Consider the following 23,888-nt stretch of genomic DNA (forward strand, 5'->3'; position numbering starts at 1 on the left):
GCTGTAACTTGTTCAACATTTCAAAACTTATCATTTTCGTCTATGAGTAAGCGTCCGACCAGCGACGAATTGACCGGAACTCCGATTCGTCATACAGGGGTCTCCTGATCCTACGGCAGGTCGCCAGACTTGACGCGCTACGGCACCATGTAAGATGACGCGTATCAGTCAAGCACCGGCTTGAAACACGGATATTGGGAGTTGAAGTGCCAACGTTAATGGAATGCCTCGGATCGCTTCCAAGCGATCTGGTGATGCGTGACCTCGCGGCAGTTCGCAATGAAGTTGCCACGGTTGCGGAGCATTTGGCTCGGCTTCGCAAAGATGAAGACGGATACGAGGTCCGTAGGGAGTCGCGCAATTACGGCCGAACCAAAATCACAGCGATTGGCTTGATCGGCGGCCCAGCCATCTATCGGCAGGTCAGATAGCGATTTTGCTGCAAAGGCTGTATGTGAAATAATGCGGTGCGCCTCTAGCCCTGGACCGCACTTTTACGAGACACGACATCATGCAAGACATCTTTGAACCCCGCCACGAACCTGCGCGTAGCATCTACCAGGCGTTCCAGGCCGAAGCGACCAAACGCAAAGGACGCAGCATCGACCAGTGGCAAGCTGCAGAATGCGATGCCGTGTTTCGCGAAGCAACGCACCAAGCGCAGAAACTCGGCCTGCGTGTTCCAACAATGGATGAAGTCGTCAGTGCGGAACGTTATGCGGCTGGGTCGATAGACTACGGCGCGAAGTGGTCGTATTGCGTTGTCGAGGAAATGCGTAAGGCTGTCTGAATTCGTTCGCTCGAGCCATCCAACATCAGATCCGCCAGAGTATGAACCCCGCGCGTTCCATCGTGCTCCACGATCCCGCTGGCGTTCAACAAAGGCCGTTGACAGGTCTCAGCGACTGGTAAGCATCGGTGCTTGCACGTACCGACGAGCAATGTCCATTTCCTGTGGTACTTACCAGGTAAATCACCCCGGGAAAAACTTATCCGTGTCTCAATCGTCGTGTCAGCCGACTGAATGTGGTGCCCGATCGTCGAGCGGTTCGCGCGACCAATTGCTTCGAGCATCAACACCAAGGTGCAGGTGCTGTCTTTGCCGCCGCTATACCCGCAACTCAGGCTATAGCCCTGCTCGATATAGCGCTGCATGACGCTGATCGCGGCTTCCATCTTCGAGAAAATTTGCTGTTCCATCTTTTTCGCTCCAAAAAATATGGGAGCGACCCTTTCGGGATGCGCTCCCGAAAGGGTTAATGGTCAAATCAAATCAAAAGGTCAGCCGTCGCCTGTTGCGCCTCTTCGAGACCGTCGTGCGCCGCTGCGAACAAGTCGCTCTGGCGCGTTGCTCGATCAAGGCGCGGCAGCGTCTTGGCATACCGGCTAACGCTGGTACCGTCGAAGCTGTCGGCACCGGCGGCCGCACAGATGCGGATGCGCCGCGCCGAGTTCACGCGACCGACGTGCAAGTAGCAGTGACGCCGTCGCGCGAGGGACCCCCACACGTGCGCCGTCTGCTCTTTCCACTCCGTTGAGCCGCCGACGAAGATGCCAACCGCAGGAGACAAAAGCGACGCAAGGTCGTCGACCTGCATCCCGTTCTGAACTGCAATCAGCATCCGGCAGGGCATCCCCCGAAGTCGATCCAGCCACTTCAGCGAGTAGTCGAGCGAAGCCATGCCACCCATGACGATGTCCGGAAGGACGAGCCAGTCGGCCCTCTCGCCGAGCCGTTCGACGGCGACAGCAAACGCGTGCTCATCGAAGGGTTGGCCCTGCTGGTAGGCCGTCCAAGCGCCGTTATCCAATGCATAGCGGCGAAAGCCCTCAGTACGCAGCTCGCCTTTGGCCGAGACCAACAAGCGCCAATCCGCGCCCTGCAGGGCGGCCAGGTTGCGGCGGGTACCGGTGCGACTGGCGTAACCGACGATCGGTTGCCGATGCATGGCGATCCGCTCTTCGATTTCCGGGTCATCATCGGCAGAGCCATCGACGCCGTAGTAGTCCGCGTAGGCCATGAACGCTTGCGCGTAGCCGGCCTTCTGGCCACTGGCATATTGCTCCAGCCACGGGGGGGGTCATCGGCGCACCCCTTTTTGGGGTTGCAATCTACCGCCGATGATCAAGAACACTTTTGTCTCGACGTTGCGGACCCCGGGGCGAACTTCACCCGCGTGCGTCGCGGTGCCGGCGATGTAGCCGATCGCCGCTTCGAGGTTGGCGAACTGCTCCGGCGATGCGCCCAGCTTTGCTGCTTCAAACATGAATACACTCCGCAGAAAGAACGCGCAGCAACCCCAGCGGGCCGCTTGCCCGCCAGGGTTGAGAAAGGACGTTGGCCGCAAACAGCCGCTGCTCAGTCGATCAGCTTGACGCTCTGCCACCAGCGACCGCCCGAAGGCAGGTCTCTGACGAACGAGAACTCAACCGCTTCTTCGCGCGTGAGCTCGATCACACCGCCCTTCAAGATCGCCGTCTGGAGATAGGCGACATTCGCGAGGGCAAGCGCGCCGTGCTGTTCGGCGATGCCGGTCAGCGTTTCGACGGAATCGAGCAGTTCCGCATGAAACTGCTTCGCGTCAGCGGCGAAGCGCAGCGACACATCAGCATCGTTGATCGCGCCCAGCACCGCATTGCATTGAGCTTGCGGGTCGTCGGCCCCGTACTGCTCGGGCTTGATCCAGCTTCGGATCACCATGTCGTTAAGAACGTCGTCGACGAAATCAGTGCAGGAATAGGTCATGGAAGTCTCCAGTCAAAATTCAAAAGAAATGAGCTGCTGTGTCAGATGCGATGGAAACGGCCGGTATCGAACGCTGCCGCGCGACGCAGGTACGGCGCGCGCGGCGGCTGCGACTGAGCAGTAGCCGGTGCGGCTTGCTGCGCTGGAGGCTGGTGAGGCACCACGTTTGCGTGAGACGGACTGCCGGCTGCCGCGAGCAGCAGCATTAAAAGGTTTGCCATAGTGGATAGCGCCGAAAGGCGCGAGAAAGAGAGGGAAGCGGGAGCGCCCTTGTGGGGCGACTCCCCACAAGGGTAGATAAGGAATCAGGCGGCAAGCGACTGAACGTCAATGACGGCGTCGGCCTCAGCGACAAGGTCGGGCGTCTGCGAGATGAAGAACTCCCGCTGATACCCGCCTTGGCGCAACACCTCCCGCTTCATTCGCATGAACTGCACTTTGCGCTCGGGATCGAGCGGGCCGTCTGACTCGTCGCTGAACAAGGTCTGATACGGCTGACCGATGTTCTGCGCGAGATAGAGCGCGATGCCCCGCGTGAGACACTCGTTTATCCAGACCTTCTGACCGCCGGACATAACGGAGACCGACTTGCTGCTGTCGGACTCGGCGTCGTGAACGAGGATCTCGAAGCCTTCGCGCAATTCACCGCTTGCGAGCGTGCGCTGCGTGCGGATCTCAACGGTGAAGCGCATGCCGTAGCACGCGAGCAATAGCTCGTTGACGGTGTGCGTCAGCGCCGGCCCCGCGTCATCGATGGTCAACGCGATCACGCCGTCGTTGCCCAAGCCCTTGGCCAGCAGCTTCCATTGCGCGATCTCGTCGGAGAGGCGTTCGGCACGCGACTGCGTGGCCGTGAACTTCTCCAACTCCACAGCCAGGGCTTCCGCTTCGGCCTGCAACACGCTTTGTGAGCGAATGGATTGCTCGATCCGACCATCAAGTGCCGCGACAGTCTCGCGGTTCAGTGCGATGTCGCGATCCAGCTTTGCAATCACAGCGCTAACGTCGACAGCGGCCAGTCGCCCGACCTCCTCGGTAATACGAGCAAGCTCTGCTTCTGTACGCGTCTTCTCAGACTGGTACTTGGCGGTGCGTGCCGTACTCTCCTCAGCGATCGAACGCAACTCGGTTTGCGCCGCTTCGAGTCCCGCCACGGAGGCATCAAGCAATGGCTTCGTCGCAGCAAGCTCGGCGGCTGCCTGCAGTGCACGGCGAAGCTGCGCGGCGGCATCGGTGATGGCCAGCATCTCGACACGCTTTGCCGCCAACTCGGCCGGCACGCGAGCCAGGGCTTCGGCCTGCGCTCTCTTCTCGCGATACTCCGCGCGAAGACTCGCCACCGAAATACGCTGCGCTTCCGCTTGCTCGTTCGCCTGAAAGGCTTGTGCGAGCAGCGGACACTGCGCATGTATCGAATGACCGACACACGGCACCTGCTCAGCCACGGCCGCCTGCTTACTCAGCGTCTCGAAGTGCGCGGCTTTCGTCGTGCCCTGGTTCATTAAGCTGGTAAGCGTCGCATCGAGCGTGGTCAACGTCGCGCGTTTGACCTCCAAATCGGCAATGTCGCGCTGCAGGGGAGCAAACCTCGCTTCCTCGCGCCGAATCGCCAACTCGGCCTCCTCGCGCTTAGCCGCCGCACCCATGATCGCCTCGCGGCGAGCCAGCATTGCTTGGTGCGTGGCCACGGTTCGACTCAGCACGGAAGCGCGCTGCTGACAACGAACCGCTGCTGCTTGCTCGTCGTCGGCCGCGCTTTTCAGGGCACGCCCCAACTCGTCTCGGCGTACGCCCAGCTCTCGCAGGCGGGCCTCGGTCGTCGCAGATTCAGTCTGCTTCGCCGCAAGCGTCGCCCGCTCCTGAGCCAGCTTGCTCGCTTGCTCATGCGCGGCATCGCGTTGCTCCCGAGCGGCACGCAGGGTGTTGCCGTGCGCGACGATCGACTGCTCAGCGTCGGCTTTACGTTGCCGCTTTCCGGCTAGCGCACCAAGCTCAGACTGGATGCCTTCGAGCGACTTGCCGAGCACCTTCGCGACATCAGCGGCTTTCGCCGACAATGCCTTCAGGTGGTCGATGCCAAGGAGTTCGGCCAGCAGCGTCTTGATCTCGCCCGCACCGTAGGACGCGAGCGGCCGCCGGTTTTGAGCCGAGAACACGCTCGTGAAGAACGTTTCCAACGAACCGTTGATCGCCTCGACACAGCGGTTATACGACTCCGCCTTGCCGTCCGACACCGTTCCGTCAGGCAGCGACACCGGGCGCCAAGTACCGTCGACGCCGCGATAGGCAAGGTAGTACTCCGCCTTGCCTGTCTTGCCGGGCTTGCGAAACGTAAAGGACGAGCGATAGCGGATGCCATCGTGCTCCCATTCGAGTTCCTTCAATGCACTGGTGCCACAGATGTGATCCCAGTACGAGAAAGCATCGACCGACAGCTTCGACGCACGCGACGGCATGATCGGATATGGGTGCAAGTTGTCCATGATCGTTGTCTTGCCCGCCCCGTTAGGGCCGGTCAAGGCGATCAGGCCATCCGGCAACGCTTCCAGATCGAGCGTCACACTGTCGCGTTTCATGCCATCGCGCACGCCAACGAAGCCTTCCAGTGTCAGTTTCAGAGGCCGCATGACAGGTCCTCCGACACGCTCATCGAGACGGACATCGCTGCCATCTGCGAGTAGAACGCGTCGTCGTCCTCGTTGGGAAACGGCTCGTTCAGGTCAGCAGACGCAATGGCACGGGGTAGCGCCTGAAGCGTCCCGTCGAGCGCGGCAGCTACCTGATCGCAGACTCTACTGAACTCGCGGCGCGCGTTCGTGAGAAGCTCCGACCAGCCGCTGTGCCCGGTGAGCCTGCGGATCTCGGCAGCCGACCACTGGCTCGCATACCCTTCCTGATACGACCACAGAAGGTGCTGCATCTCAACCGTCGGCGTGACAGCAACCTCGCACGCGCCGGGCGTCGTGGCGAGCAGCAGCAGCGTCTGACCGAACTGCGCCAGTACCGCACCGCGGTCTTGACCGAACGGCTGATGCTGAATCGCAGCGGTGAAGCCGGCCAAATCGACTAACGACTTTTGAAGGTCACGCGATGAGCAGTGGCCCAACGCAAAGGTGCGAACCCAGTTCGGGCCAGCGGGATAAAGACCAAACATGATGCACTCCGTTATGGTGGGCGGAATGCGGCCCCGGTAGGGATCGCTCCCCGCCAGGGTGAAAGAAGACATGAACTGCTAGAGAAAGGTCCTGCCACTACTAGTCGATGCGTCAAAGACGCGGTGAAACCTATGTTTCGATAGCAACGATGTCGGCTATCGGAACACGGCTTGCGTGTTCAGGCAAAGGAGCCGTACTGGCCTCCCCTGCATGCGCGGCTACCTCATTTGCAAATTAAGCCGCGAACAAATCATCGTTGAGCCACGAAAGCTGACCTGCCGTAGCCGACTCGACGATTTCCACCGTCGCATCGGGCATTGGCAATGCATCGTCTCTAGCGTCGTCACTCTGACCTTCTTGGACAGCGACCGGCACAGGCTCGGGCAGGCTCGAGAATGCGGGCAGCCCGTCATTTGCGAACGGATGCGCCGGGTCTGCATCGCTCAGTCGAGCCAGCACGCCAGCAGCGATTGCCTCCGCGTCCCCCGTTTCCAGCGACTGCAGCCGGTCAAGCAAGGGCACCGGATCAACCGCAGTGTGCTCACACCAGCGTTCGAGCTTTCGATCAATCGACGTCTCGAGGCTAATGCCTTGGGCGCGTGAGCGGACCACGGGAAGAATGCGAGCTTCGACCTTCAGCTCGGCCGCGTTGCCAAACAGCGCCGCGATCGCGTCCCGGTCCACTGACTGCTTGTGCTCTTCGTCGACCTGCCAACGAATTCGCACGAACTTGTCGGTCGCGTCGAGCGCGATTGCCGTCAGGCGCTGCATGTCGGGCGGCCCGTCAAAGTCGACGCAGATCGTCTGCCGGGACGGCGTCACGACCAGATCGGCTTGCGCGCTGCCCACCTCGACATTCCACATGAGAAAGCCCTTGTCGCCTTCCTCGTCGTAGTGGAACCGCCCGATGGAACCGGGATAGGCCACGACGCGCCCCGCTCGCTCCCACTGCTGCGCCTTGTGGATGTGCCCGAGCATGAAGGCATCGCATTCAGCCTCGAACAGATTGCCAAGCGAAAATTCGTGGTCGAATCCCGCCATCGTCACGCCGTGCCCGGTGGTACAACCGTTGACCGTGCCGTGGGAGACGCCGACAGTTCGAATTCCCGCGGCTCGAAGCTGTTGGTTGATGCGCCCTGCGGCGGCCAGATAGTCACCTAGCAAGGCTTCAAGACCCGTCCCGGCTTCCTTGGCACCAACGGCGGCAGCCAGTTGCCCCTTGTTGACCGTGGGCAAGCAGGTGAACACGACATCGGCGCCGATCGCGAGCACCTCGCGTAGCTCCTCGTCGGAGTACACCGGGCCGCTCGATGGATAGAACCGCCCTTCATGTAGGCTCACCTGCTGGACACGTTCCGCAACATAGATCTGATGCCTCGTTGCCATCAATTCGAAATTGCGTAGCGTGCCCGGCGGCTCATGTGAGAACGTGCCCTGCAGCATCACGACCGGCATGCTGCCACTCAGCCCATTGATGCGCCGCGCTAGCCGGTTCAACGAAGGGGCATGGGCGTCGAGGCGATGGTCCGTCGCGTCGCCGGAGATCACCGCAACATCGGAGTGCGCGAGAACGGCGTGGTCGATGGCAAAGCCAAAACACCGGTCCGCCTCTTCGACGTTTCCCGGTGCGTAATGCAAGTCAGAAAAATGAGCGATTTTCAAAGTCGCCTCCTAGAAATGAAAAAGGCCACCCGAAGGCAGCCAATGGATGTCGAATGCACCACGAGGGCGCGTTCGAAAGGTCGTTTAGGAACTGAGCGTGTCGCGAACTTTCATCGGTGCTTGGCCAAGGAGGTTCTGGCCACGCCACTTCGATTTGTGAGTGATGTCAGGATGGTGCTCGCCTAAGCTCACGCCCCAGATCAGATCGTAGGGACTGGCTTCGACAAGCTCGGTCGGTGCCGTTGCGAGCAACAGCGTCCGTAGCCCCGGATGCTGCGTGAACTTCTCACGGCACCCAACATAGACGATCGACTCGCGCTTGGCCTTCCACGTATCGAGGTCGAAGCCCCTGACCTTGCGGCCGAGCCCTTTCTGCTCTTTCGGCAGGTGTGTGGCGAGCACAGCTTGAGCAATGTCCTCGTCGCCAAACAGCTTGGCTTTGGAGAACATCATGAACTGTTCTACCGAGACAAAATCGACGTCATGGTAGGTAAACCGGCACGGATGCCAGTTACAAAAAGCGTCCTCCGTGCCGAAGAACAGCGTGAAGTTGCCGACTCTACGCATCGGAATCTCCTTCGCGTGAACAAGTAGATGGGCCGCCGAGGCGGACGAATTCGATGCGCAGGTGCAGCGCGGTCGAAAACATTTGAGCAAGCGGTTCTTGCTGAAACGCTCTCATGCGCGGGCGTGGAAGAAGGGATGCCAGTCCCCATTCGGGGACTGGCCAAGGTTACACGTAAGCAGCTTGCGCAATCGCGTCCTGAATCTCGACGTCAAGCGAGGCGGGATCGTCGAGCGCGTTCTTAAGACGCGCATTCATCGCATCGACATCAGCAATGCGTTCGATCCAGCCGCGACCGTACGTCTGGTGCGCGTACTTGCGAAAGCCGTTCTGCCGCTCCGGCTGACTTAGGCCCAGACGATGCAGCAGGTCCGACATTCGGTGACGCTTGTCTTCCAGCGTCTCGTCGGGATCCGGCGAGTCGTCGTCATGACCACCCTCATCGTGAATGACCGACGATGCGTCGGCGCCCGGTTGTTCTGAGCCGGCGGGTTGCCCGTCCGACTGAGCAACCGGATCGGCGGCCGACCGTACCGTTCCGTCCGACTCCAGCAGCGCCACCGAACGACTAGCCGCATCGAGCGCCGGTTGAGCCTCGTCCGCGCCGTCTAGCAGCGCGCCCAGGTCAATGTCGGCATCGAGCACCGTCAACATCTGCTTCTGACGCACGGCCAGGCCGTTGTCGTCAATCCGCGTGATGTCGAACTCTTTCTTCGAGAGCCAGAAGCGCGTGCCGGTGAGCCTGCCCCGCGCCAATGCCACGGTCTGCATCGCCGAATACGCTTTCTGCAGCACGTAGATGGAGTTGGTCGGCAACTCGATCAGCCCAAGTCCCTTCACGTCCGGAACTGCAAACAAGAAGTTTGCGGTCAGGTTGCATTTGCGGTCCTGATACTGCGGACAGACGTGAGGATCGCAGACGCCATCGGGAATGTCGTCGTCTTGCCGGTGAACGACCAGTCGCCCACCGAAGGATCGCCGTACCCGCTGTGCGCGTGCGTTGCGCTCGACCGGCGCGTAGGTCTTGCAATAGCGCTTGCCGTCGCGGTCGTACTCCGAGAAGTACTGTCGGCCGGCTGTCGTGTACGCGGCCATCTGATTCGGCACGTTGCGCAGCCAGTCGTCGAACGCGAACATGATCGGGAAGCGGTAGAGCCGCAAACCGTGACCACGATCCTCGCCATACAGCCGCAGGATCTCGTCAGCCGTGTCTGGATTCGAGAAATCCGAGCGTCTGCAGACGAAGTAGTCGACGTTGCGCGGAACGAGCGCGTTGCGCAGCTTCAGCGACGTTTCGAGCACCTTGCCGATCGCTTCATACGACTCGCCCGCGGCCACCATGTCGTTATAGAGCTTGACCGCTTTTTCGTTGGCTTGGTGCGCCCGCGTGAGTACCTTGATACCGGGTCGAATCTTGCCGATCGTGGGCGGGCGAATAGCTCGTTCTTCAACGAGACTGCGCGGCGCGTGATCGAACATCTGAACGACTGCATTCATGACGGTTTCCTTGCGAGCAAGAAGATGGCGTTAGTCCGCAGCGTTTCAGCCTGAGATCGCATCTCTCGTGCTGCCGCACTGCCGCGACGTTCGCTGATATGGGAGATGAAGACAGAGCGCTCGCGATCGCCATACATCGCGACCTGAGCAACCTCGCAGCGCGCGCGCCAAACGGCAGACGTGGTGTCGGCCTCCTTGCGCTCGGTATTGATTTGATGCTTGATGGCCTCGGCGATACGCTGGTTGAGGCGGTCGGGCAACAACATAGAACAGCACCTCCGTTGAGAAAGGTCCGGCTCGCGAGAAGCGACGGACGAAAAAAAAGCCCGCTCCGGTGAGGGGGCGAGCTTCGTGACATCGAAATCGAGACCTACGCGCCACGTCCCTTCCGGGGACGTGGCGAGCAGGGAGCGGCCGGCATTAGCCGGTTGTCGCTCATCAGAGAACGTAAAGTCGTTCTCGCGCAGCATGGTCACGCCGCGCAACAGCCCTTTTCGGAATTACTTCCGCCGCAGGAATCACGGATCAGCCAACTTCGATCGTTCTACCCAGATCAGGCGCTGGAGAGAGACCACCCGAGTATTCCGGGTTCGAACGATGTACCGGCGCAAATGAATGCGGCCCAAGGTACGAGTATTACGGCTGAAATTGGGGAGTGTGTAGCGAGCACACTCAGCACAAGGAAGATTTCCACACCGGTAGCTATCCGGTCGGCGCATGCCAACGAACGAGGCGGGCACGACTTGCAGAAAGAAGATGGACTCCGGGCTTGGAGTCGAGGTCGATGCGTCAATGACGCGGGGAATGGAGTTGAGTATCCGGGTTATGGACGCTCTCGGGCGCTCGAAAGCTCACGAAATTCGTATCGCTTTCGCCTCCTTGACTCATGCCTAAACAATGAAAATCTTATGTGAGAGAGATCACAGACATACCGAGCATAAATATGGCCGTCATTGATATGGAAGCGCCCGACGAAGAACCTAAACGGCCCGCGCCCCTCGCGGGCGACAGCGCCGCAGAGAGTGGCCTACGCCCCCTTCAAAGGCTCACCGGTGATGGCCGTCTTGCCCGTATCAATGGCGATACGCTTGCCCAGACGGAGCTTCCCTACCACTCCCGCTTTGCGCGTGAGTTCTTGCGCGGGGACTTCAATTTCGCTGCGGCGAAGATGACTGTTGCTCGTGGCGGCAAGTTGCTCGCTATCGAGTCGGAGTTCCGTGTTGCCGAGGCATGGTTCAAGAAGGCGATGGTGTGGGCGGACGAGTTGCCCAAACGCCAGACAGTAGTGTACCCAGAAATGGTCACGCTGCAGATCAAACACGCGATGTCGGGCCGGCTCGTGCGCCTGCTCACGATCTATGACCAGCTTTTCTTGAAAACCATGGGCGCTCTGCTCGCTCGCTCCATTGGTGCTGAAAGCCGACAACGCGCCCTGGATGCCGGCAAGGCCCGCATCAAGAAGATCGCCTACCTCTGCATCCCCGACAACGACCGCTTCGCGCCGGAGGGCGTACTGCTCCCGGGTTCCAGCGACACGTACTGAACATCCGAAAGCATCCCACTGCTCAGGAGCGACGGCAGGGCCGTCGACCCGGGCAGGCGAAGTTCGACTGAACTCAATGGTGAGAGGCTCTACACATGGACCTACGCGATATCCAGCGACTGCATGCACAGTTCGCACCCGACTCAATGACGATCGACCTGCCTCGTCAGATTGCAGCACTTCCTGCACCGACGGACGCGACCGCTAAGGCAAAGTCACCGGCGATCAAACTGAAGCTTCCAAAGAGTACCCCTATCGTTCGTCGCAGTGTCGCTGCGGTAGCAATCGTCGCGGTCGTAGCGATGGCCGGCATGGGAGCGGCTTCGCTCTACAAGTCACTCCACGCAACGTCTGCACAATCAGCTAACGAACAGCCCGTTCCTCAGGCCCAGTCGGCGGGGTCCAAGTCCGGACAGAAGGAGTCTCGCGCGAGTGACGCAGCGTTGCGTCCGATCGATGCTGAGCCGCCTCATCCGGTGGCGATGGCGCCGATGCTAACGGCGAAAGACTTGGCTCCCGCTGCACCGATCGGCCTGACGGCTGACCAATTCAAGAGTTCGATGGGCACCTCGACCGGCCCAACGGTGAACGCGGCGGCGCCTGCGGCGAAGCCCGCCGCTACCCTTTCCAACGAAGATCAACGCGCGGCCGCCTCGCCTATTCGCCAATCGCGCCGCGAAAGTGACGCGTCCGGTCAGGCTCCGCTAAAACCTACGACGACTGCCGTCTCCACCGCTGCACCAACGGCTTCCGTGCCGCCTACGCAGTCGGTGGCACAAGCCACGGTACAAGATCACACCTCGCCAACGAATGCCGCGGAGCCCGCTAAGTCGCATAGCCGCCGCCATCACTCGCGCTCGCGCGAAGAGCAGGTAAGCGAAGCTGACGCAGTTTCAGCGGCAAGCAAAAAGCCGGCATCCCCGAGCCGCGCCGGGACTAACGAAGTGCAAATGTTTTAAGGAATCGACACCATGAAAGCGGAACTCAACATCACGCTCATCGCGCGCGGCTGCGCTATCACCGGCGACATGGTCGTGGATCACGGCATTTCGTGCTTCGGCTTGCTCGACGGCGGCATCATCTCGACGCAAGGTCTTCTGCATATTGGCGAGGGCGGTCTCATCAAGGGAACGGCACAAGGCGAGCATGTTCGCATCGACGGGCGCGTCGATGGCGACGTCCATGCGCGCGGTTCCCTCGAGATCAACGGCCAGGTGTCTGGTGACATCTTCTATTGCGGCACCATCCGCCTCGGCCCGCGTGCGGCGCTTAACGGGACCCTCAAACGCGTAGCGCGAATGCTCACGATCGAAGCGCAGACCGAGCAAAAGCAAGGTGCAGTCGCCGACGCTCGCCCTTCGGACAGCGCGAGTGGCGAGCGAGTTGAATCGAACGTAACCGATATTTCGCGCGTAATCGCGTGAGTGACTAAATGAGTGCGTTTGATTGCCGATAACGGGTGACGTCAGCTCTGCGGAAGCGACCGTGAAACCCATCGATCCTATCTTCGACTTCCTCGCTTTGACGTGGAACGAGGCCGCGCAAGAGGCCGCATTCGAAGGCCACTGCTTTTGCATGCTCGACATGGGGCGCCTGGTGAATAGCCATGCGATGCCTGCCGGTACGCCACATTGGAACCGGCCTGCTTACCGTTCTGTCGGAATGTACAAACGGGCATTGGAGCCGAAACGTTGAAGGAACGATGTAAGACTGTGCGTTCGGCTATCTTGCCGATATGGACTGAAGCCCGCGTATAGCGGGCTTTTCTATGTGATGCAGCGCCAATCAACACGGCACCGGTGAACTCGCGAGCCCAGTGACGACACACTCGCGCTTGTACGGGATAGCGAAAGTGCGGCCAAGGAACTTTACAAGTCCGCTCGGCAGTTTGCCTTGGATGGTCAGCATCTTCAACGTTGCCAAAAATCTGCTTCAGGATATCTGCATCCCGTATTCCCAGCCGCATCCGAAATTGCTGCGACCACACCATGACCGCGTCGAGAGCTCCGCTGACGACAAACATGAGCAGGACGGGAGGCGGGGCTTTCCGCCCTATTAGGCAGCGCGTGCAGCTTAGCCCAAGGCCCGCGCATGTCCAAATCGGCCGAGGTTTAAACGAGGTGCAGCAATTCGGCCGCAAATCTTCGCACTGAGGACTTCCTGACGAGCGACCCATCAGTCGGAATTGAACCGTGACCTGGTCAACGGCATCGTTGGGGACGCGGATAGTGACGTCTTCGCCGCAGTCGTTGAACTCGGCCAGCCAGTCCGCGATGCCACGCGGATCGATGGCGTCATGATCAAGGTGAGGGGGCAACGTCTCGCCGCGCTCCACAGCGGAGAAGTCCGGCGCTAACCATAGGCCAAGGACGTGGTGAAATGTTGACATGGGCGGTTCCTCTCACGAGGCGGGAGTGCCAGTCCTTGCTATAGGCGATAACGCGGAGATCCGCTACCGACATCGGTGAGCCATAGCAACATTCGTTCATTGGCGCACGCCTTGCTTTCTTAAAAAAGTGTCTGCAGCGATCGCTGCAAATTGATTAGGAAGGCCGCGTTGACGCTTCAGGGCCGGGAGAAGCCTATCAAGCCGCCGCAGGAACCTGCTGAACCGGCGCCTCAATCAATAATGAATCGTCAGCGGCTCCGGGTGATGCTGAGTGATCACGTATGAGCTACCGACCGTCCAGGCCGTGATGGTGGCTACGAACCGTGTGCATTCCGAAGGATTTGGATTTCCACGCGCCGACTGAACGTTGACCGGGCCTGAGTCAGCGTCGCTCGCGATATACACGGTGACATCGGCGCCCTGCCGTACCGCAATCGATGGGCGCGGCCCAGACGTGTAGAGGAGGACCTGCGTCGCACTGCCAAACGAGTAGATGAGGACCGGCGTCCCACTGCAGTCAGAAGAAGGGTATGCGACTGTTCCGATGAGGATCGGTCGGTCCGATCCCCATTGAAACTGCGTGGCAGAACCTCGTTCGGCGGTGCCGACTCGACCGATCGGGACGAACGTGATTGCCCCGTTGATCTCGATATAGACGCCGTTCTGGCCTGCATCGGACTCGAGTGGTCCGACCTCCCTACCCTGCGCATCAAACACCTTTGGGACGTGCCTGTCGCGGTGGTGTTGGCCGTCATCGTCGCCCGCATGGGCGGTCAAAGCAAGCGTTGCGAGCACGGAAGCAATCAGAATCGAGCGCATGGCGTCTCCATTCAGTAGGTGCCACAAGCGCCATGACTTGGCCGCCAGGCAAATCTGAAGGATAGGCGGACGACGCAACGCTTTCAAGCAAGCGCGCCGAAGATAGGCTCAGGCGGCTGTGGCCATCGGCTGAAGTTGAGCCTCAACAACAAAGCGCGACTCGAAGTTCTTTGACGTACCCGAGATCATCAGGGATTCACGTGCGCGCGTCATTGCGACATAGAACAGACGTCGCTCCTCCAGTTCCGTCGACTTCGCATCCGGGACGATTGTCTCTTCACTGCGCGCGATCCAGACGTGGTCCCACTCCAACCCTTTCGAACTGTGCATTGTCGTGAGGATGAGCGCACCGGGCGTGGGTTCGTTATTATCCCGACGCAAGAAAAGAAGCCGCTCAGCGAAGCTGCCCGACAAGCGACGGAGAACTTCGTTTGTCGCCTCGACGGCGCGGATTGCCGAATCCTTTTTCGCGTACTTCAGCATCCACTCAGCGACGCCCGAGAGCGTCAGCGAATAAAACTTCCGATCGCACAGACTTTGCCATTCCGCCAACCGCTTCATGAACTCACGGTAGTTCGTAGCGACGTCCTCCGGTAGCCCCAACTCGACCAGCTCGGAGCGGCCCTTCTGTGTCAGCTCCGCGCCCATGTCGGCGTGCAATGCGCGCAACTGCTGCGCGGTGAGGCCCAGATGTGCCAGAACGGCATCAAGGCCCGTGTCCTTGATGCGCTCGACGATCTCCAGCAAGTTGCACATAAGCGCGCCCTCGGGGCGGCTTAGGACGGATGCACCCGATGCGCGGTAGTATTTGATGCCGTGAGAGCGGCAGACCGATTCGAGCGGGTCAAGAATGCGGTTGGTGCGCGCCAGAATGGCACACGACTGCCCCTTCGCCAACAGCGGACCAAGCACCTCGACTGCTGCGGTCGCCTCCTCGTATTCGTCTGGATGCCGCGATGTGAGGACGCGTCCGCCCGGCCCCTTCTCGGCGCGCAGGACCTTCGCAATTCGGTCAACGTTATTGCGGATCACTCGGTCTGCCGCGCCGAGAATTTCCGCGCGACAGCGATAGTTGCTGCCGAGTACAACGGGCTTCGCGTCGAACGCTTCGATAAACGATTCCATGCCGCGATAACCGAGCGCCTCACGGAACGCGTAGATGCTCTGGTCGTCGTCGCCTACGACGGTCACGACCGAACCCGCCTTTGCATGAAGCTCGATCCACCGATATTGCAGCGGGTCGGTATCTTGAAACTCGTCAACGAGCAGATAGGTGAACGCGTATGGGGCGATGGTGCCGTTTTCCATCCCCTCGACAGCGAGGCGCAGCATGTCCTGAAAGTCGATCTTGCCGTTGCGGGCAAGCGCGTCTTGGTAGGCGTGGTACAGCTCACCGTCGTCCGTGTTCGGATCGCATCGGCCGAACTTCGTTTTGATCTTCTCTATCGTTGGAATGGCGTCTTCCGCTTTGCCCTCGCGGCCTAGTTCCTGCATCACGCGAATCAGCAACCCCAGGCGATCTCCGTCCGACGCGATGTCGAGCGCGCGAGCGCCGGGGCGCTTCAGTTGCTTGAAGGCGAGCGAATGGAAGGTACCGGCGATCAGCCGCTTCTTTACCGACTCGCCGGCGGCAGCCAGGATACGCTCGCGTAATTCCAGCGCGGCGTCTTTCGAGAACGTGACGGCGCCGACCGTCGCTGCGCTGCCTTGCAGCAACAGGGCTGCTTTCGTGGCGATCGTTTTCGTCTTGCCCGCGCCCGGACAGGCGATCGCCACGCAATGCTGGCGCAACTGGGCGACTTCCCGTTGCTGGGGATTGAGCTCGTCCAGCATCGCGTCTCCTTAGTTGCCGCGGACCGTCGTCATCAGCTTCAGGTGCGTCATGTACCCGCGAATGCCGAGCGGATTGAAGCGCTTGAGAAAGTTGACCGCCTCATCGTCGACGTCGGACTGATCGCGGATGCCGTTCCACACCATAAAGTCGAAGTGATCCATCGCGCGATCAAACTTCATGATGGCGCTCAGCACGCGCATCGAGAAGCGCGAGTAAGCCTCGACCTCGATGTCCATCGCTGGCATTGGAATGGTCGGCTCGAACACGAATTCCTTATTGGCGCGAAGCGCCGCCTCTTTCTGCTGCCGGAAGCCGTCGGCCACGCGCAGTTGCTCGTCCACGTAGCTCTCGATGCCCGCCAGCAGCTTTTCGAGCGCGCTGTTGACGACTTCCTTGTCGTTTTCCCCGAACGTGGAGCGGCCGAAGCGCTGCATGTTGATGCTCATGCGGTTGATGTACGGCCACCACTGTTCGAACAGAGGCTTCAGGCGCGTATGGTTCAGGCGCACGCGCGCCGTCACGACTGCCGCGCCGGAAAGCTGGCGATCCAACAACTGCCGACCGATCTCGCGGCGGCGCTTGATGATGGAAATGCGCTCGGCGGCAGGCAGGTCGCGGAATAGCCTGCGCGTCTTGGCCACTTCCTCGCGCTTCATCTGCGCGTCGTCGGGCGAGATCACGCCTTCTTTCTGAAGGCGATCCGCGTCTGCTTCCATCTGCGTCAGCTCGCGCTCGAGTTCGCCGTCGTAGGCCCCGTCCGTCGTCAGCGGCACCGCGACCGTGCCTTGTTCAAGTGCGCTCAGCGCGACCTTTTCCTCACTGCCGGATTCGACCACAGTGCTCATTACGCCTCTCCTATCTGGACGCATTCGTCCGTTCGTCGTTGGGATTCAGGCGCGCGCACGCGCTGCCTATCCTTCCATTGTTACGGGCTGATGCTCCGAGCAACGCCTGAAACAATGGCCAATTCGAGCGCCTTTCGGGACAAGGCGGGCCGCCACGACGCAAACACCCGCGTGTGCTTCCACTTATGGCGGCTGCCGGCGGTCGTCATGAGGGATTTGGACTTCACGTGCGGCTACGACGTGCACGTGGATAGCGCACGCTGCGCGGTGAAGAAGGGGAATGGGATCCGCGCGACACGCCGGCATCAGGAGCCGGGTCCGGGCACCGTAGGGATTATCATGATAATTGTCGATCCGCGAAAAGAGACACGAAAACGTATCTCTTTCCACGCCTACGCGCCCGTGAACTGCTATCTAAACGACTGAAACGATTCCGCCGCCTTCCATAAGAACGCTCCGAGCAGCGCTGCGACGGCAACCCAGTAGCCTGCCAACACCGGGATAGGCACGACCAGCACGCCGAAGAGCGTTCCGGTGACGATGAGCAGACCGTGCCCCGCAAGGTGGAATGACAGGGGACTGACGAATCCGGCAGCCGACGCTTTGATTTTCCGACGAGCGGTCCCGTCAACGAACATTCCGAGCGCGAACAGCAAGGTCCCGACGATCCACATTTTCATCACCATCGCGCGGAGCATCATCCGGTAGACGAGCAACCAGAAGTTCTCTGTCCACGTGTGAGCGAAGCTCGAAAATCCGCCGTCGTTCAGGCCGCGGACGTCGCCTGAAGCGTTGAGCGTGCGGTGCAGGAGGCCGTTGTCGACGAACGCGTGCCTGAAGGCCTCGTTCGCTTGGCGTACGGCATCGTCCGCTCGTTCCTGCCCAACTGAGCCGACCAACGAAATGGATTCAGCTTCCGGAACCTCGAACAGGCTGCACTGGGGAATAGCGGGCATGACGGCAACGGCCAGCACCGGGACCAGCAAGAACCAGATCTTGATGTGCGATCCGAAGCGGCTAGCCATGCAGCACCTTCACGAGCGCAAGCACCGGTACTGCCGCGATTGCAATGAGGCCGCCCCAAAACAACGCTATGCGGGTCTCGGCTATTGTCGCCAGGGCGTAACAGCGTGCACCCGCTCCGTAGGTGAATTCGTCGGGCAGCTCGGCGTGGACCTCGCCATCGAATGCCCCGGCCAAGTCACATGCGCGCTTGGCCGTTTGGTAATTAACTCCCGACAGCTTCGCTATCGTCGTAACGGTGAGCGACATCGTATTCCTCAAAGTAACGGCGGAAGGTCTCGCCATGCAGCACACGCGCGGCGAGTTGAAACGCTGCGGTGCGCTCAGTAATCTCGTCGGGGCAACGCTCCTCAACCATCTCCAACTGATACTCGCAATAGCGAGCCTCGAAGGTCGGAATGGCTTCGACCATCGGGCACCAGACCGCGATCTTGTCGCCGAAACGAGCTACATAACGGCGGACATACAGCGTCTTCGCCGGTTCGAACAGACCTTGCATGAAAGCGATATGCGGGTCGCCCTTGCGCTTGACCCGCTTGTAACCGTCAAGCGCAGATTCGATCATCTCAGCGGCCAGAGGCCTCTTGTCTCCCATAAACCGCTCACCGACAAAATCGGCCACTCGCGAGCATGCAAGCTCCAGGTCAGGTGCGACGTTGAAGACCTGTAGAAGCCTGTGCGAAAGCTTGTGGTCGCGAACGATGTTTTTATATGCAGCGGACATAGTGTGTAGTTAGCCTTCGATAATGGGAATTCGACCCTGATACACGGCCCCCCCTGAGATGCGCATGAAGTACTGCAAATTCGGTAAGCTGTGAAGTAACTTCACGGGGATGAGCGGCACCTTTTCTAGCTGGATTGAGCGAGACTGAGAACCGCTGAATTCGAGCGCATGGGCCTCGGTCGTCGTGTTGGTGCTATTCGAGATATTGACCACTCGAATCGCCGTCTCGCCGACTTTGTCCGAGAACCACTTTGCTGTATCGCTATCTTCCAATCTTAAGCAGAGCTGGTTATTGAGATTTCCCAAGACCTGGAGCATTTTTGCAGCGTTTCCGAGTTTTGCTTCCAAGTCTGCGCGTGCCTGGAAGGCTACGAACGCCTTGAAGCCTGCACCCCGCCCCTTGTTCAGGATTTGAATCACCTGCTCATTGATAGCCTCGGCGATCTCGTCGATGATGAGCACGACATCCGGCTTCACTGCGTAGAAGTTGTAGATCGCGCCACACACTGCGGCGACATCCGACAGCGCCATCGAGGCAATGGCTTTCTGCACGATGTTGTTCGACAGCGAATCGAGGCCCATATAAAGGACCGCCTTCTGCTTGATGATCTTGTCGATGTCCCAGATCTCACGCTCGTCCTCGAAGTCATCGGCCTTTGGCGCGAGCATCAAACCCGTCTCGCCGGTCGCGAGCATCTGAAGCAGCGGCAACGCCGACGCGATGATGCGCATGTAATGCTCGCGATCATGCGTATGCGTCGCGATCAGTCCGTCGATGGTTTCGTGTCCACGGTCGTGCGCCGCGAACCGCTCCAGGTAGAGCTTCGCCATGCCGTCGGCGAGCGATACGTCGTTGCGACGCTGCGCATCCTTCACCGTCGCCGCGACAGTGAGCTCTTCCCAGTTCGGCAGGCCGTTTTCAACGAAAAAGCGCCGCAGGCACCGCTCCATCAGCGTGCCGATGCCTGACTGGGCGTACTTCAGGATCGACCGCAGGTTCGGCTTGTCGCCAACGTATAGCTCGCCTTTCACCGCGCGGTCGATAAACAGAAAAGCGAAGTCCCGAAAGGGTCCCTCCTCCATCAACTGGGCAATCCGCGAGGGAATTTCCGAAGGCTGCGACCAGTTCTCAAGGGGATTGAGGCGGATCGACTCGTTCGGCTTGGCCTGATTGAAGTACAGGAATTTGCGCCCGGCGCGCGCGCATTCTTTCTCAACGCGCTTTTTCCACTCGTCGTCGTTCTTCGGATCGACGATGATCAAAACGTCGTTAGGGTTGTGGATGACCTGCGTCGAGATGACTTCGTAAGTGCGCGTCTTCCCGGCGCCGGTCGTGCCACCAACGAGCGTGTGCCCGCCCATTGCCTTGTAGTGAAACGGAACACGAACCTTTTTCGGCTCCATGCCGTGAATCCACGACGAGCCTTGGGGCATGCGGTCGCGGACGCTGTCCCGAGGGCCAAACAGTTGCTCAATACGGGTTTCGACCTTTCGTCCGGCCTCCGTTTTCGACAGCCACTTCGGCAGCGACGGGATGTCGGTCACCGGCATCCGAAGGATTTCGTGCGCAATCTGCGTGTGCTTCTGCGTCCACTCAAACCCGGTGCCTAGATACATCGAGTCCGCCTGCTGCTTCATGAGCGTCTGTGTCGCGAGTAGCTTGTCGATGTGGATCTTGCTCAGCCACTTCGTCGAGATCGCCATGCGAAAGCTCAACGCCTTCCAGACCTGAAAGCCTCGGACCAGCAGGATGAACGCGCCCACCAGCGAGAACACCCAGCCGTATGGCATGCCGGACAAGAGGATGCCGACGATCAGCACTGACCAGAGCAGAAACGGCCGGAACTCGTAGATCGGGCGAAAGTGATTGACGTATTTCATGCGGTGGACCGCTCCGAAATGAGTCTGCCGGCACGTTCGACAATGCAGATGTCAGTGCCGTGCGCGCGCAGCAGCAGGCTGCGCTTTTTGAGTTGCTCCACCAGCGTGTCACTCGTCATGCCATAGGCGCCCACCAGGCGCTTCTGCACGGCAAGTCCCTTTCCCTCCCAGACCACTTTCGCTTTCCCGGAAGCCACGTCGCCCGCGAGCGCCTTGAAGAACTCTTTCATCATGGCCGCGCCCGGACCCAGAATCTCGTTCAGTTGTTCATCAGTTGGGCCCGATGGGGATGCGTTGCTGCGCGACTGAGCGCCGGCGGCCGCCGGATCAACCGCCGCAGGCCGCGGCGCGGTCGCATTGTTTGCGGTGGCTGGCGGGATGGCCGCCGCCGCTAAGGCGTCGAGCAGCGGCTGCGAAAGCTGCGGGCCAGCACTCGGCACCACTTGCGCCTCGTTGGAGGGCGCGGCCGAGACGGCCTTCTGTGGCAGGACCTCGATTGCCGGCGAGTTGACTGGCGCAGCGGCGGAGAGCGGCGTTGCTGCGGTAGCCGGCTGGGTCGCGACCGCTGCCTCTGGCGAGGCGGCGGGCGTAGGCTCCGACTCGGGCGTAACGAACTGCGGCTCGAGCGCCAGCGCCACGTGAACGGCCGACGGCACATCGAATTTCACTGGAGCGAACACCGCCCGTTGCGCCTTGCGTTCGAAGTCGACCGCGACGTCCATCGCTTGACGTACCACCTTATGCACCAGTGCTTCGAAACCTTGCGGGCTGCGTTCCGGATTGATGGCGTTGAAAAGGTCGGAGTGCACCGCTGTATCCATTCCCGCGAGCAGTTCGGGCGTGATAACGGTCTGCGCGATCATGGCGGTACGCACCCGTTCGTTCTTGAGCGGCATCACGCGGCGCACGACCGAATACGGTGCCGCGCCAATCCAGGCAACGAAAGCGCCGTCCGCCGCGGGATTCCACGTCGCCCGGTCGGACTGCCGGATGAACTCGAAGTGTCGGAACGGCTCATCAAGCAGCGAACAAGCTGTAGCGAGGAACACGGCGTAGTTGTACTGCGGCTCAAGCGTGCGCCGTTTGTCAGAGGTCAGATCCGCTGCGAATTTCTGCCCGCCCGCCAGCCGCATCGCGTAAAACGTCGATTCAATGGTCGCGCGAAACGCACCTCCCGGCTCACAGTGCAGCTCGGGTGTGAGCGGCATCGACGAAAACCACGTCGCCGTGCGGCGAAGGACTGCGAGCCATTTGCGCGCGAATTCGGCCTCGGTGGTTTCGTTGGCACACTGCCGCACCAGCTCGATACGCTTTTGATGGTTCGCAAAAAGTTGTTCGGCCGCGATCGGCTCGTGCAGAAAGCTCATCACAGCCCACCCTTCAGAAGCTTGAGCGGACCAGTACCGGTCGCGGTTGCGCCACCGCCAAAGATCGTCGCCAGCTTAGGGATCTCAAACGACAGCAGAAGCACGAACACAGAGAGATCCAAGACATAAGCGCCGTTCATCGTGGTCGTACCGCCAACCTGCGTCGCTTTCGTGATTGCCGAAGAGATCGACTCTCCGACAAGTTTGACCAAAATTGCAACAATGACCACATACATGCCGGCGCTAATCATCCAGTCCAGCCACTTCTTGAAATAGCTCCGGGTGTACGACGAGAAACCAAGTGCGATCGCGATAGGCCCCAGCACAATGCCGACGGCCGCCTGTACCTGACCGATTGCCGTGAAAAAAATGAAGACAATGGAAGCGATGCACATCGCGGCTGCCGACAGTACCAAGATCAGAACGTCTGCCAGCGACCCACCGAGGTCCATCAACCCGAAGATCGAAAACTTGCTTTTCACGGCATCGAACATGACACCTGCGAGCTTGGCCATCGCCGCGCCGACCGATCCGTTGTCGCCCCCGCTAATGTGTGCGGCCAACTGCTCGAACCAGGTCCAGAACCCTGATGCCGAGGTGCTATAGCCGAGGTACAGCGCCACGAAGATACCTAGCGTCGCAAGTTCCTCAAACAAGTCGACCCACGCCGAAATCGGGTGATTCGTGCCCGCGAACCGAACGCCCATCAGCACCAGCGAGATCACGCCGAGGCCCCATGCGAACTTGTTGGCTTCGTCCATGACGTTTGCACTCGCCGTGACTGCGGTGTTGAATACATTGCCGAGCAACACATGGATCTGACTGGCAGCGCTCGCCGCGCCGGCCGCGAAGTCGCCGTCTTTACTTGCAACGGCGTTGCCCTTCGCGGAGCCACTGGTGGTCGACGTGCCTGGTGCGCCGGACGTACCGGTCGTCGCTAAATTCGTGCTGCTGGTCGTCTGCGCGACCGCGGCCGATGAGGTGCCCGCCGCGCCCGTGAACGCCACGACAAGCGAAACAAGCAGTGCGCGTACTAGCTGCATCACTCTGCGGTTCATCATTGCCCCAACTTCGTTGATGAGCCGATTGCCGCATCGAACGCGGCGCGCTCGCGATCCTGCTTGGCCTTCAGCGCGGCTTGCGCATTGTTGTTAACTTGTTGCTCGGCGACAGTTGCCGAATCCTTGACTGCGTCACTCCGCTGCTTCGCAGCCATCAGCGAAAGCAGGTCGCTGTTTTGGCTGGAAATGATGTCGAGCATGTGCGTGGTTAATTGCGCCGTCGCTTCCATCGTCGGCGACATGTTCAGTTGGTCCTGAATCTCCTGCCGCCGCTTGGCAAGCGTGCCCACATGCGAGATGACATCGTTACCCTGCTGGAATAGTTGCTTGGCCGTCTTGTCGTTGTTTTGCAGCAGCGTGTTTTGGTCCGTGAACCACTGGTCGGGCGTCTTTCCCGACTGCGTGATGAGTGCCTGCACCTTGTTTGCGTACTCCGCATTACTCTGCAGTCCACCGTACAGGTCCTTTAGGGCGTCGGTGTACTTGGTCAGGCCCGAAATATCGTCCTTAATGCTGTTGAACTGCGCGACCATCGCGGCCGGATTGAGATTGGTCGCCTGCTTAAGCTGGTTCAGCATCATCTGGTACTGATAGACCAGGTTCGAATCCTGATACACCTCACCCTTCACGGCGGCCGCCGCCGTCATGGTGTTCTGAATGAAGTTCGATGCGTCGAACACAGGCATGTTCGCGTAGGTTTGCTGGACGAGACCAACCGTCAACACACCGGTCGCGGCGATGCCGCGGAGCAATTTTTTCATCATGGCGGTACCTTGC

At 60.2% G+C, this 23,888-nt stretch carries 25 protein-coding genes; 5 read left to right on the forward strand and 20 right to left on the reverse strand.

Annotated elements, in window-relative coordinates:
- Nucleotides 1-511: 511 nt before the first annotated feature.
- Entirely contained in the window at nt 512-790 is a 279-nt protein-coding gene (locus tag AWB80_RS20495; RefSeq protein WP_087131453.1) for a hypothetical protein, read from the forward strand.
- On the opposite strand, the gene AWB80_RS44630 is transcribed toward AWB80_RS20495, so the two are convergent.
- The 10 genes from AWB80_RS44630 to AWB80_RS44960 all read right to left on the reverse strand — a co-directional run bounded on the left by AWB80_RS44630 (nt 736) and on the right by AWB80_RS44960 (nt 10,095).
- Nucleotides 736-1,200, reverse strand: a complete 465-nt coding sequence (locus AWB80_RS44630) for an adenine nucleotide alpha hydrolase family protein (protein WP_061176488.1) — start codon at nt 1,198-1,200, stop codon at nt 736-738. The two genes, AWB80_RS20495 and AWB80_RS44630, sit on opposite strands and share 55 nt — an antisense overlap.
- A gap of 68 nt (nt 1,201-1,268) precedes the next feature.
- On the reverse strand, nt 1,269-2,021 hold the full coding sequence (locus tag AWB80_RS20500) for a hypothetical protein (protein ID WP_244206622.1): 753 nt from the start codon (nt 2,019-2,021) through the stop codon (nt 1,269-1,271).
- A 60-nt stretch (nt 2,022-2,081) separates the two neighbouring features.
- The gene (locus AWB80_RS20505) at nt 2,082-2,267 is read right to left on the reverse strand and encodes a hypothetical protein (protein WP_061176490.1); all 186 of its coding nucleotides are present in this window, start codon (nt 2,265-2,267) and stop codon (nt 2,082-2,084) included.
- 92 nt (nt 2,268-2,359) lie between these two features.
- Nucleotides 2,360-2,746, reverse strand: a complete 387-nt coding sequence (locus AWB80_RS20510; protein ID WP_061176491.1) for a hypothetical protein — start codon at nt 2,744-2,746, stop codon at nt 2,360-2,362.
- A 305-nt stretch (nt 2,747-3,051) separates the two neighbouring features.
- Nucleotides 3,052-5,373 (reverse strand): nuclease SbcCD subunit C, encoded by a 2,322-nt coding sequence (locus tag AWB80_RS20515; RefSeq protein WP_061176492.1) that lies wholly within the window; start codon nt 5,371-5,373, stop codon nt 3,052-3,054.
- Nucleotides 5,361-5,972 carry a hypothetical protein gene (locus AWB80_RS20520; protein WP_244206623.1) on the reverse strand — a complete coding sequence of 204 codons (612 nt, stop codon included), beginning with the start codon at nt 5,970-5,972 and terminating at the stop codon, nt 5,361-5,363. Before AWB80_RS20520 ends, AWB80_RS20515 begins: the two co-directional genes overlap by 13 nt.
- Nucleotides 5,973-6,135: 163 nt before the next feature.
- Nucleotides 6,136-7,563: a metallophosphoesterase family protein gene (locus AWB80_RS20525; protein WP_061176493.1), complete on the reverse strand. Its 1,428-nt coding sequence runs from the start codon at nt 7,561-7,563 to the stop codon at nt 6,136-6,138.
- Nucleotides 7,564-7,647: 84 nt separating this feature from the next.
- Nucleotides 7,648-8,130 (reverse strand): NADAR family protein, encoded by a 483-nt coding sequence (locus AWB80_RS20530; RefSeq protein ID WP_061176494.1) that lies wholly within the window; start codon nt 8,128-8,130, stop codon nt 7,648-7,650.
- A gap of 166 nt (nt 8,131-8,296) precedes the next feature.
- Nucleotides 8,297-9,625, reverse strand: coding sequence for a recombination directionality factor (locus AWB80_RS20535; RefSeq protein WP_061176495.1), 1,329 nt, complete (start codon nt 9,623-9,625; stop codon nt 8,297-8,299).
- Entirely contained in the window at nt 9,622-10,095 is a 474-nt protein-coding gene (locus AWB80_RS44960) for a DUF7696 family protein (protein ID WP_244206625.1), read from the reverse strand. Before AWB80_RS44960 ends, AWB80_RS20535 begins: the two co-directional genes overlap by 4 nt.
- Before the next feature lie 473 nt (nt 10,096-10,568).
- Between AWB80_RS44960 and AWB80_RS20545 the strand changes: the two genes are divergently transcribed.
- The 4 genes from AWB80_RS20545 (at nt 10,569) to AWB80_RS20560 (ending at nt 12,863) form a co-directional block, all read left to right on the forward strand.
- Complete coding sequence (locus AWB80_RS20545; RefSeq protein WP_061176496.1) at nt 10,569-11,168, forward strand: hypothetical protein; 600 nt, start codon at nt 10,569-10,571, stop codon at nt 11,166-11,168.
- 95 nt (nt 11,169-11,263) lie between these two features.
- Nucleotides 11,264-12,127: a hypothetical protein gene (locus tag AWB80_RS20550; protein ID WP_061176497.1), complete on the forward strand. Its 864-nt coding sequence runs from the start codon at nt 11,264-11,266 to the stop codon at nt 12,125-12,127.
- A gap of 12 nt (nt 12,128-12,139) precedes the next feature.
- A complete protein-coding gene (locus AWB80_RS20555; RefSeq protein WP_061176498.1) occupies nt 12,140-12,592 on the forward strand; it encodes a bactofilin family protein in 453 nt (150 codons plus the stop codon).
- Nucleotides 12,593-12,653: 61 nt separating this feature from the next.
- Complete coding sequence (locus tag AWB80_RS20560; RefSeq protein ID WP_143328097.1) at nt 12,654-12,863, forward strand: hypothetical protein; 210 nt, start codon at nt 12,654-12,656, stop codon at nt 12,861-12,863.
- 928 nt (nt 12,864-13,791) lie between these two features.
- Here AWB80_RS20560 and AWB80_RS20565 read toward each other — a convergent pair.
- From AWB80_RS20565 to AWB80_RS20615, 10 genes are all read right to left on the reverse strand, one after another.
- Nucleotides 13,792-14,376, reverse strand: coding sequence for a hypothetical protein (locus AWB80_RS20565; RefSeq protein ID WP_143328098.1), 585 nt, complete (start codon nt 14,374-14,376; stop codon nt 13,792-13,794).
- A gap of 108 nt (nt 14,377-14,484) precedes the next feature.
- Nucleotides 14,485-16,209, reverse strand: a complete 1,725-nt coding sequence (locus AWB80_RS20570; protein WP_061176501.1) for an ATP-dependent helicase — start codon at nt 16,207-16,209, stop codon at nt 14,485-14,487.
- A gap of 9 nt (nt 16,210-16,218) precedes the next feature.
- On the reverse strand, nt 16,219-17,055 hold the full coding sequence (locus AWB80_RS20575; protein ID WP_061176502.1) for a hypothetical protein: 837 nt from the start codon (nt 17,053-17,055) through the stop codon (nt 16,219-16,221).
- A gap of 410 nt (nt 17,056-17,465) precedes the next feature.
- Nucleotides 17,466-18,080, reverse strand: coding sequence for an IncC plasmid conjugative DNA transfer DtrJ family protein (locus AWB80_RS20585; protein WP_061176504.1), 615 nt, complete (start codon nt 18,078-18,080; stop codon nt 17,466-17,468).
- Nucleotides 18,073-18,327 (reverse strand): hypothetical protein, encoded by a 255-nt coding sequence (locus tag AWB80_RS20590; RefSeq protein WP_244206626.1) that lies wholly within the window; start codon nt 18,325-18,327, stop codon nt 18,073-18,075. The genes AWB80_RS20585 and AWB80_RS20590 overlap by 8 nt, the downstream gene beginning before the upstream one ends.
- Nucleotides 18,284-18,802, reverse strand: a complete 519-nt coding sequence (locus tag AWB80_RS20595; RefSeq protein ID WP_061176505.1) for a hypothetical protein — start codon at nt 18,800-18,802, stop codon at nt 18,284-18,286. The genes AWB80_RS20590 and AWB80_RS20595 overlap by 44 nt, the downstream gene beginning before the upstream one ends.
- A 9-nt stretch (nt 18,803-18,811) precedes the next feature.
- On the reverse strand, nt 18,812-20,683 hold the full coding sequence (traD, locus tag AWB80_RS20600; protein ID WP_061176506.1) for a conjugative transfer system coupling protein TraD: 1,872 nt from the start codon (nt 20,681-20,683) through the stop codon (nt 18,812-18,814).
- Nucleotides 20,680-22,050 (reverse strand): TraI domain-containing protein, encoded by a 1,371-nt coding sequence (locus tag AWB80_RS20605; RefSeq protein WP_061176507.1) that lies wholly within the window; start codon nt 22,048-22,050, stop codon nt 20,680-20,682. The genes traD and AWB80_RS20605 overlap by 4 nt, the downstream gene beginning before the upstream one ends.
- On the reverse strand, nt 22,050-23,111 hold the full coding sequence (locus AWB80_RS20610; RefSeq protein WP_061176508.1) for a TrbL/VirB6 family protein: 1,062 nt from the start codon (nt 23,109-23,111) through the stop codon (nt 22,050-22,052). The genes AWB80_RS20605 and AWB80_RS20610 overlap by 1 nt, the downstream gene beginning before the upstream one ends.
- The gene (locus AWB80_RS20615; RefSeq protein WP_087131454.1) at nt 23,108-23,875 is read right to left on the reverse strand and encodes a TrbJ/VirB5 family protein; all 768 of its coding nucleotides are present in this window, start codon (nt 23,873-23,875) and stop codon (nt 23,108-23,110) included. The genes AWB80_RS20610 and AWB80_RS20615 overlap by 4 nt, the downstream gene beginning before the upstream one ends.
- Nucleotides 23,876-23,888: the final 13 nt, after the last annotated feature.

The sequence above is a fragment of the Caballeronia pedi genome (genome assembly GCF_001544915.2).
In the GTDB taxonomy this organism is placed as follows: Bacteria; Pseudomonadota; Gammaproteobacteria; order Burkholderiales; family Burkholderiaceae; genus Caballeronia; species Caballeronia pedi.

What these genes read in the sequence shown, in the direction of transcription:
- AWB80_RS20495 (WP_087131453.1), top strand. Translation starts at nt 512, where the DNA reads ATGCAAGACATCTTTGAACCCCGCCACGAACCTGCGCGTAGCATCTAC.
- AWB80_RS44630 (WP_061176488.1), bottom strand. Translation starts at nt 1,200, where the DNA reads ATGGAACAGCAAATTTTCTCGAAGATGGAAGCCGCGATCAGCGTCATG.
- AWB80_RS20500 (WP_244206622.1), bottom strand. Translation starts at nt 2,021, where the DNA reads ATGGCCTACGCGGACTACTACGGCGTCGATGGCTCTGCCGATGATGAC.
- AWB80_RS20505 (WP_061176490.1), bottom strand. Translation starts at nt 2,267, where the DNA reads ATGTTTGAAGCAGCAAAGCTGGGCGCATCGCCGGAGCAGTTCGCCAAC.
- AWB80_RS20510 (WP_061176491.1), bottom strand. Translation starts at nt 2,746, where the DNA reads ATGACCTATTCCTGCACTGATTTCGTCGACGACGTTCTTAACGACATG.
- AWB80_RS20515 (WP_061176492.1), bottom strand. Translation starts at nt 5,373, where the DNA reads ATGCGGCCTCTGAAACTGACACTGGAAGGCTTCGTTGGCGTGCGCGAT.
- AWB80_RS20520 (WP_244206623.1), bottom strand. Translation starts at nt 5,972, where the DNA reads ATGTCTTCTTTCACCCTGGCGGGGAGCGATCCCTACCGGGGCCGCATT.
- AWB80_RS20530 (WP_061176494.1), bottom strand. Translation starts at nt 8,130, where the DNA reads ATGCGTAGAGTCGGCAACTTCACGCTGTTCTTCGGCACGGAGGACGCT.
- AWB80_RS20535 (WP_061176495.1), bottom strand. Translation starts at nt 9,625, where the DNA reads ATGAATGCAGTCGTTCAGATGTTCGATCACGCGCCGCGCAGTCTCGTT.
- AWB80_RS44960 (WP_244206625.1), bottom strand. Translation starts at nt 10,095, where the DNA reads ATGCTGCGCGAGAACGACTTTACGTTCTCTGATGAGCGACAACCGGCT.
- AWB80_RS20545 (WP_061176496.1), top strand. Translation starts at nt 10,569, where the DNA reads ATGGCCGTCATTGATATGGAAGCGCCCGACGAAGAACCTAAACGGCCC.
- AWB80_RS20550 (WP_061176497.1), top strand. Translation starts at nt 11,264, where the DNA reads ATGGACCTACGCGATATCCAGCGACTGCATGCACAGTTCGCACCCGAC.
- AWB80_RS20555 (WP_061176498.1), top strand. Translation starts at nt 12,140, where the DNA reads ATGAAAGCGGAACTCAACATCACGCTCATCGCGCGCGGCTGCGCTATC.
- AWB80_RS20565 (WP_143328098.1), bottom strand. Translation starts at nt 14,376, where the DNA reads ATGCGCTCGATTCTGATTGCTTCCGTGCTCGCAACGCTTGCTTTGACC.
- AWB80_RS20570 (WP_061176501.1), bottom strand. Translation starts at nt 16,209, where the DNA reads ATGCTGGACGAGCTCAATCCCCAGCAACGGGAAGTCGCCCAGTTGCGC.
- AWB80_RS20575 (WP_061176502.1), bottom strand. Translation starts at nt 17,055, where the DNA reads ATGAGCACTGTGGTCGAATCCGGCAGTGAGGAAAAGGTCGCGCTGAGC.
- AWB80_RS20585 (WP_061176504.1), bottom strand. Translation starts at nt 18,080, where the DNA reads ATGGCTAGCCGCTTCGGATCGCACATCAAGATCTGGTTCTTGCTGGTC.
- AWB80_RS20590 (WP_244206626.1), bottom strand. Translation starts at nt 18,327, where the DNA reads ATGTCGCTCACCGTTACGACGATAGCGAAGCTGTCGGGAGTTAATTAC.
- AWB80_RS20595 (WP_061176505.1), bottom strand. Translation starts at nt 18,802, where the DNA reads ATGTCCGCTGCATATAAAAACATCGTTCGCGACCACAAGCTTTCGCAC.
- traD (WP_061176506.1), bottom strand. Translation starts at nt 20,683, where the DNA reads ATGAAATACGTCAATCACTTTCGCCCGATCTACGAGTTCCGGCCGTTT.
- AWB80_RS20605 (WP_061176507.1), bottom strand. Translation starts at nt 22,050, where the DNA reads ATGAGCTTTCTGCACGAGCCGATCGCGGCCGAACAACTTTTTGCGAAC.
- AWB80_RS20610 (WP_061176508.1), bottom strand. Translation starts at nt 23,111, where the DNA reads ATGATGAACCGCAGAGTGATGCAGCTAGTACGCGCACTGCTTGTTTCG.
- AWB80_RS20615 (WP_087131454.1), bottom strand. Translation starts at nt 23,875, where the DNA reads ATGATGAAAAAATTGCTCCGCGGCATCGCCGCGACCGGTGTGTTGACG.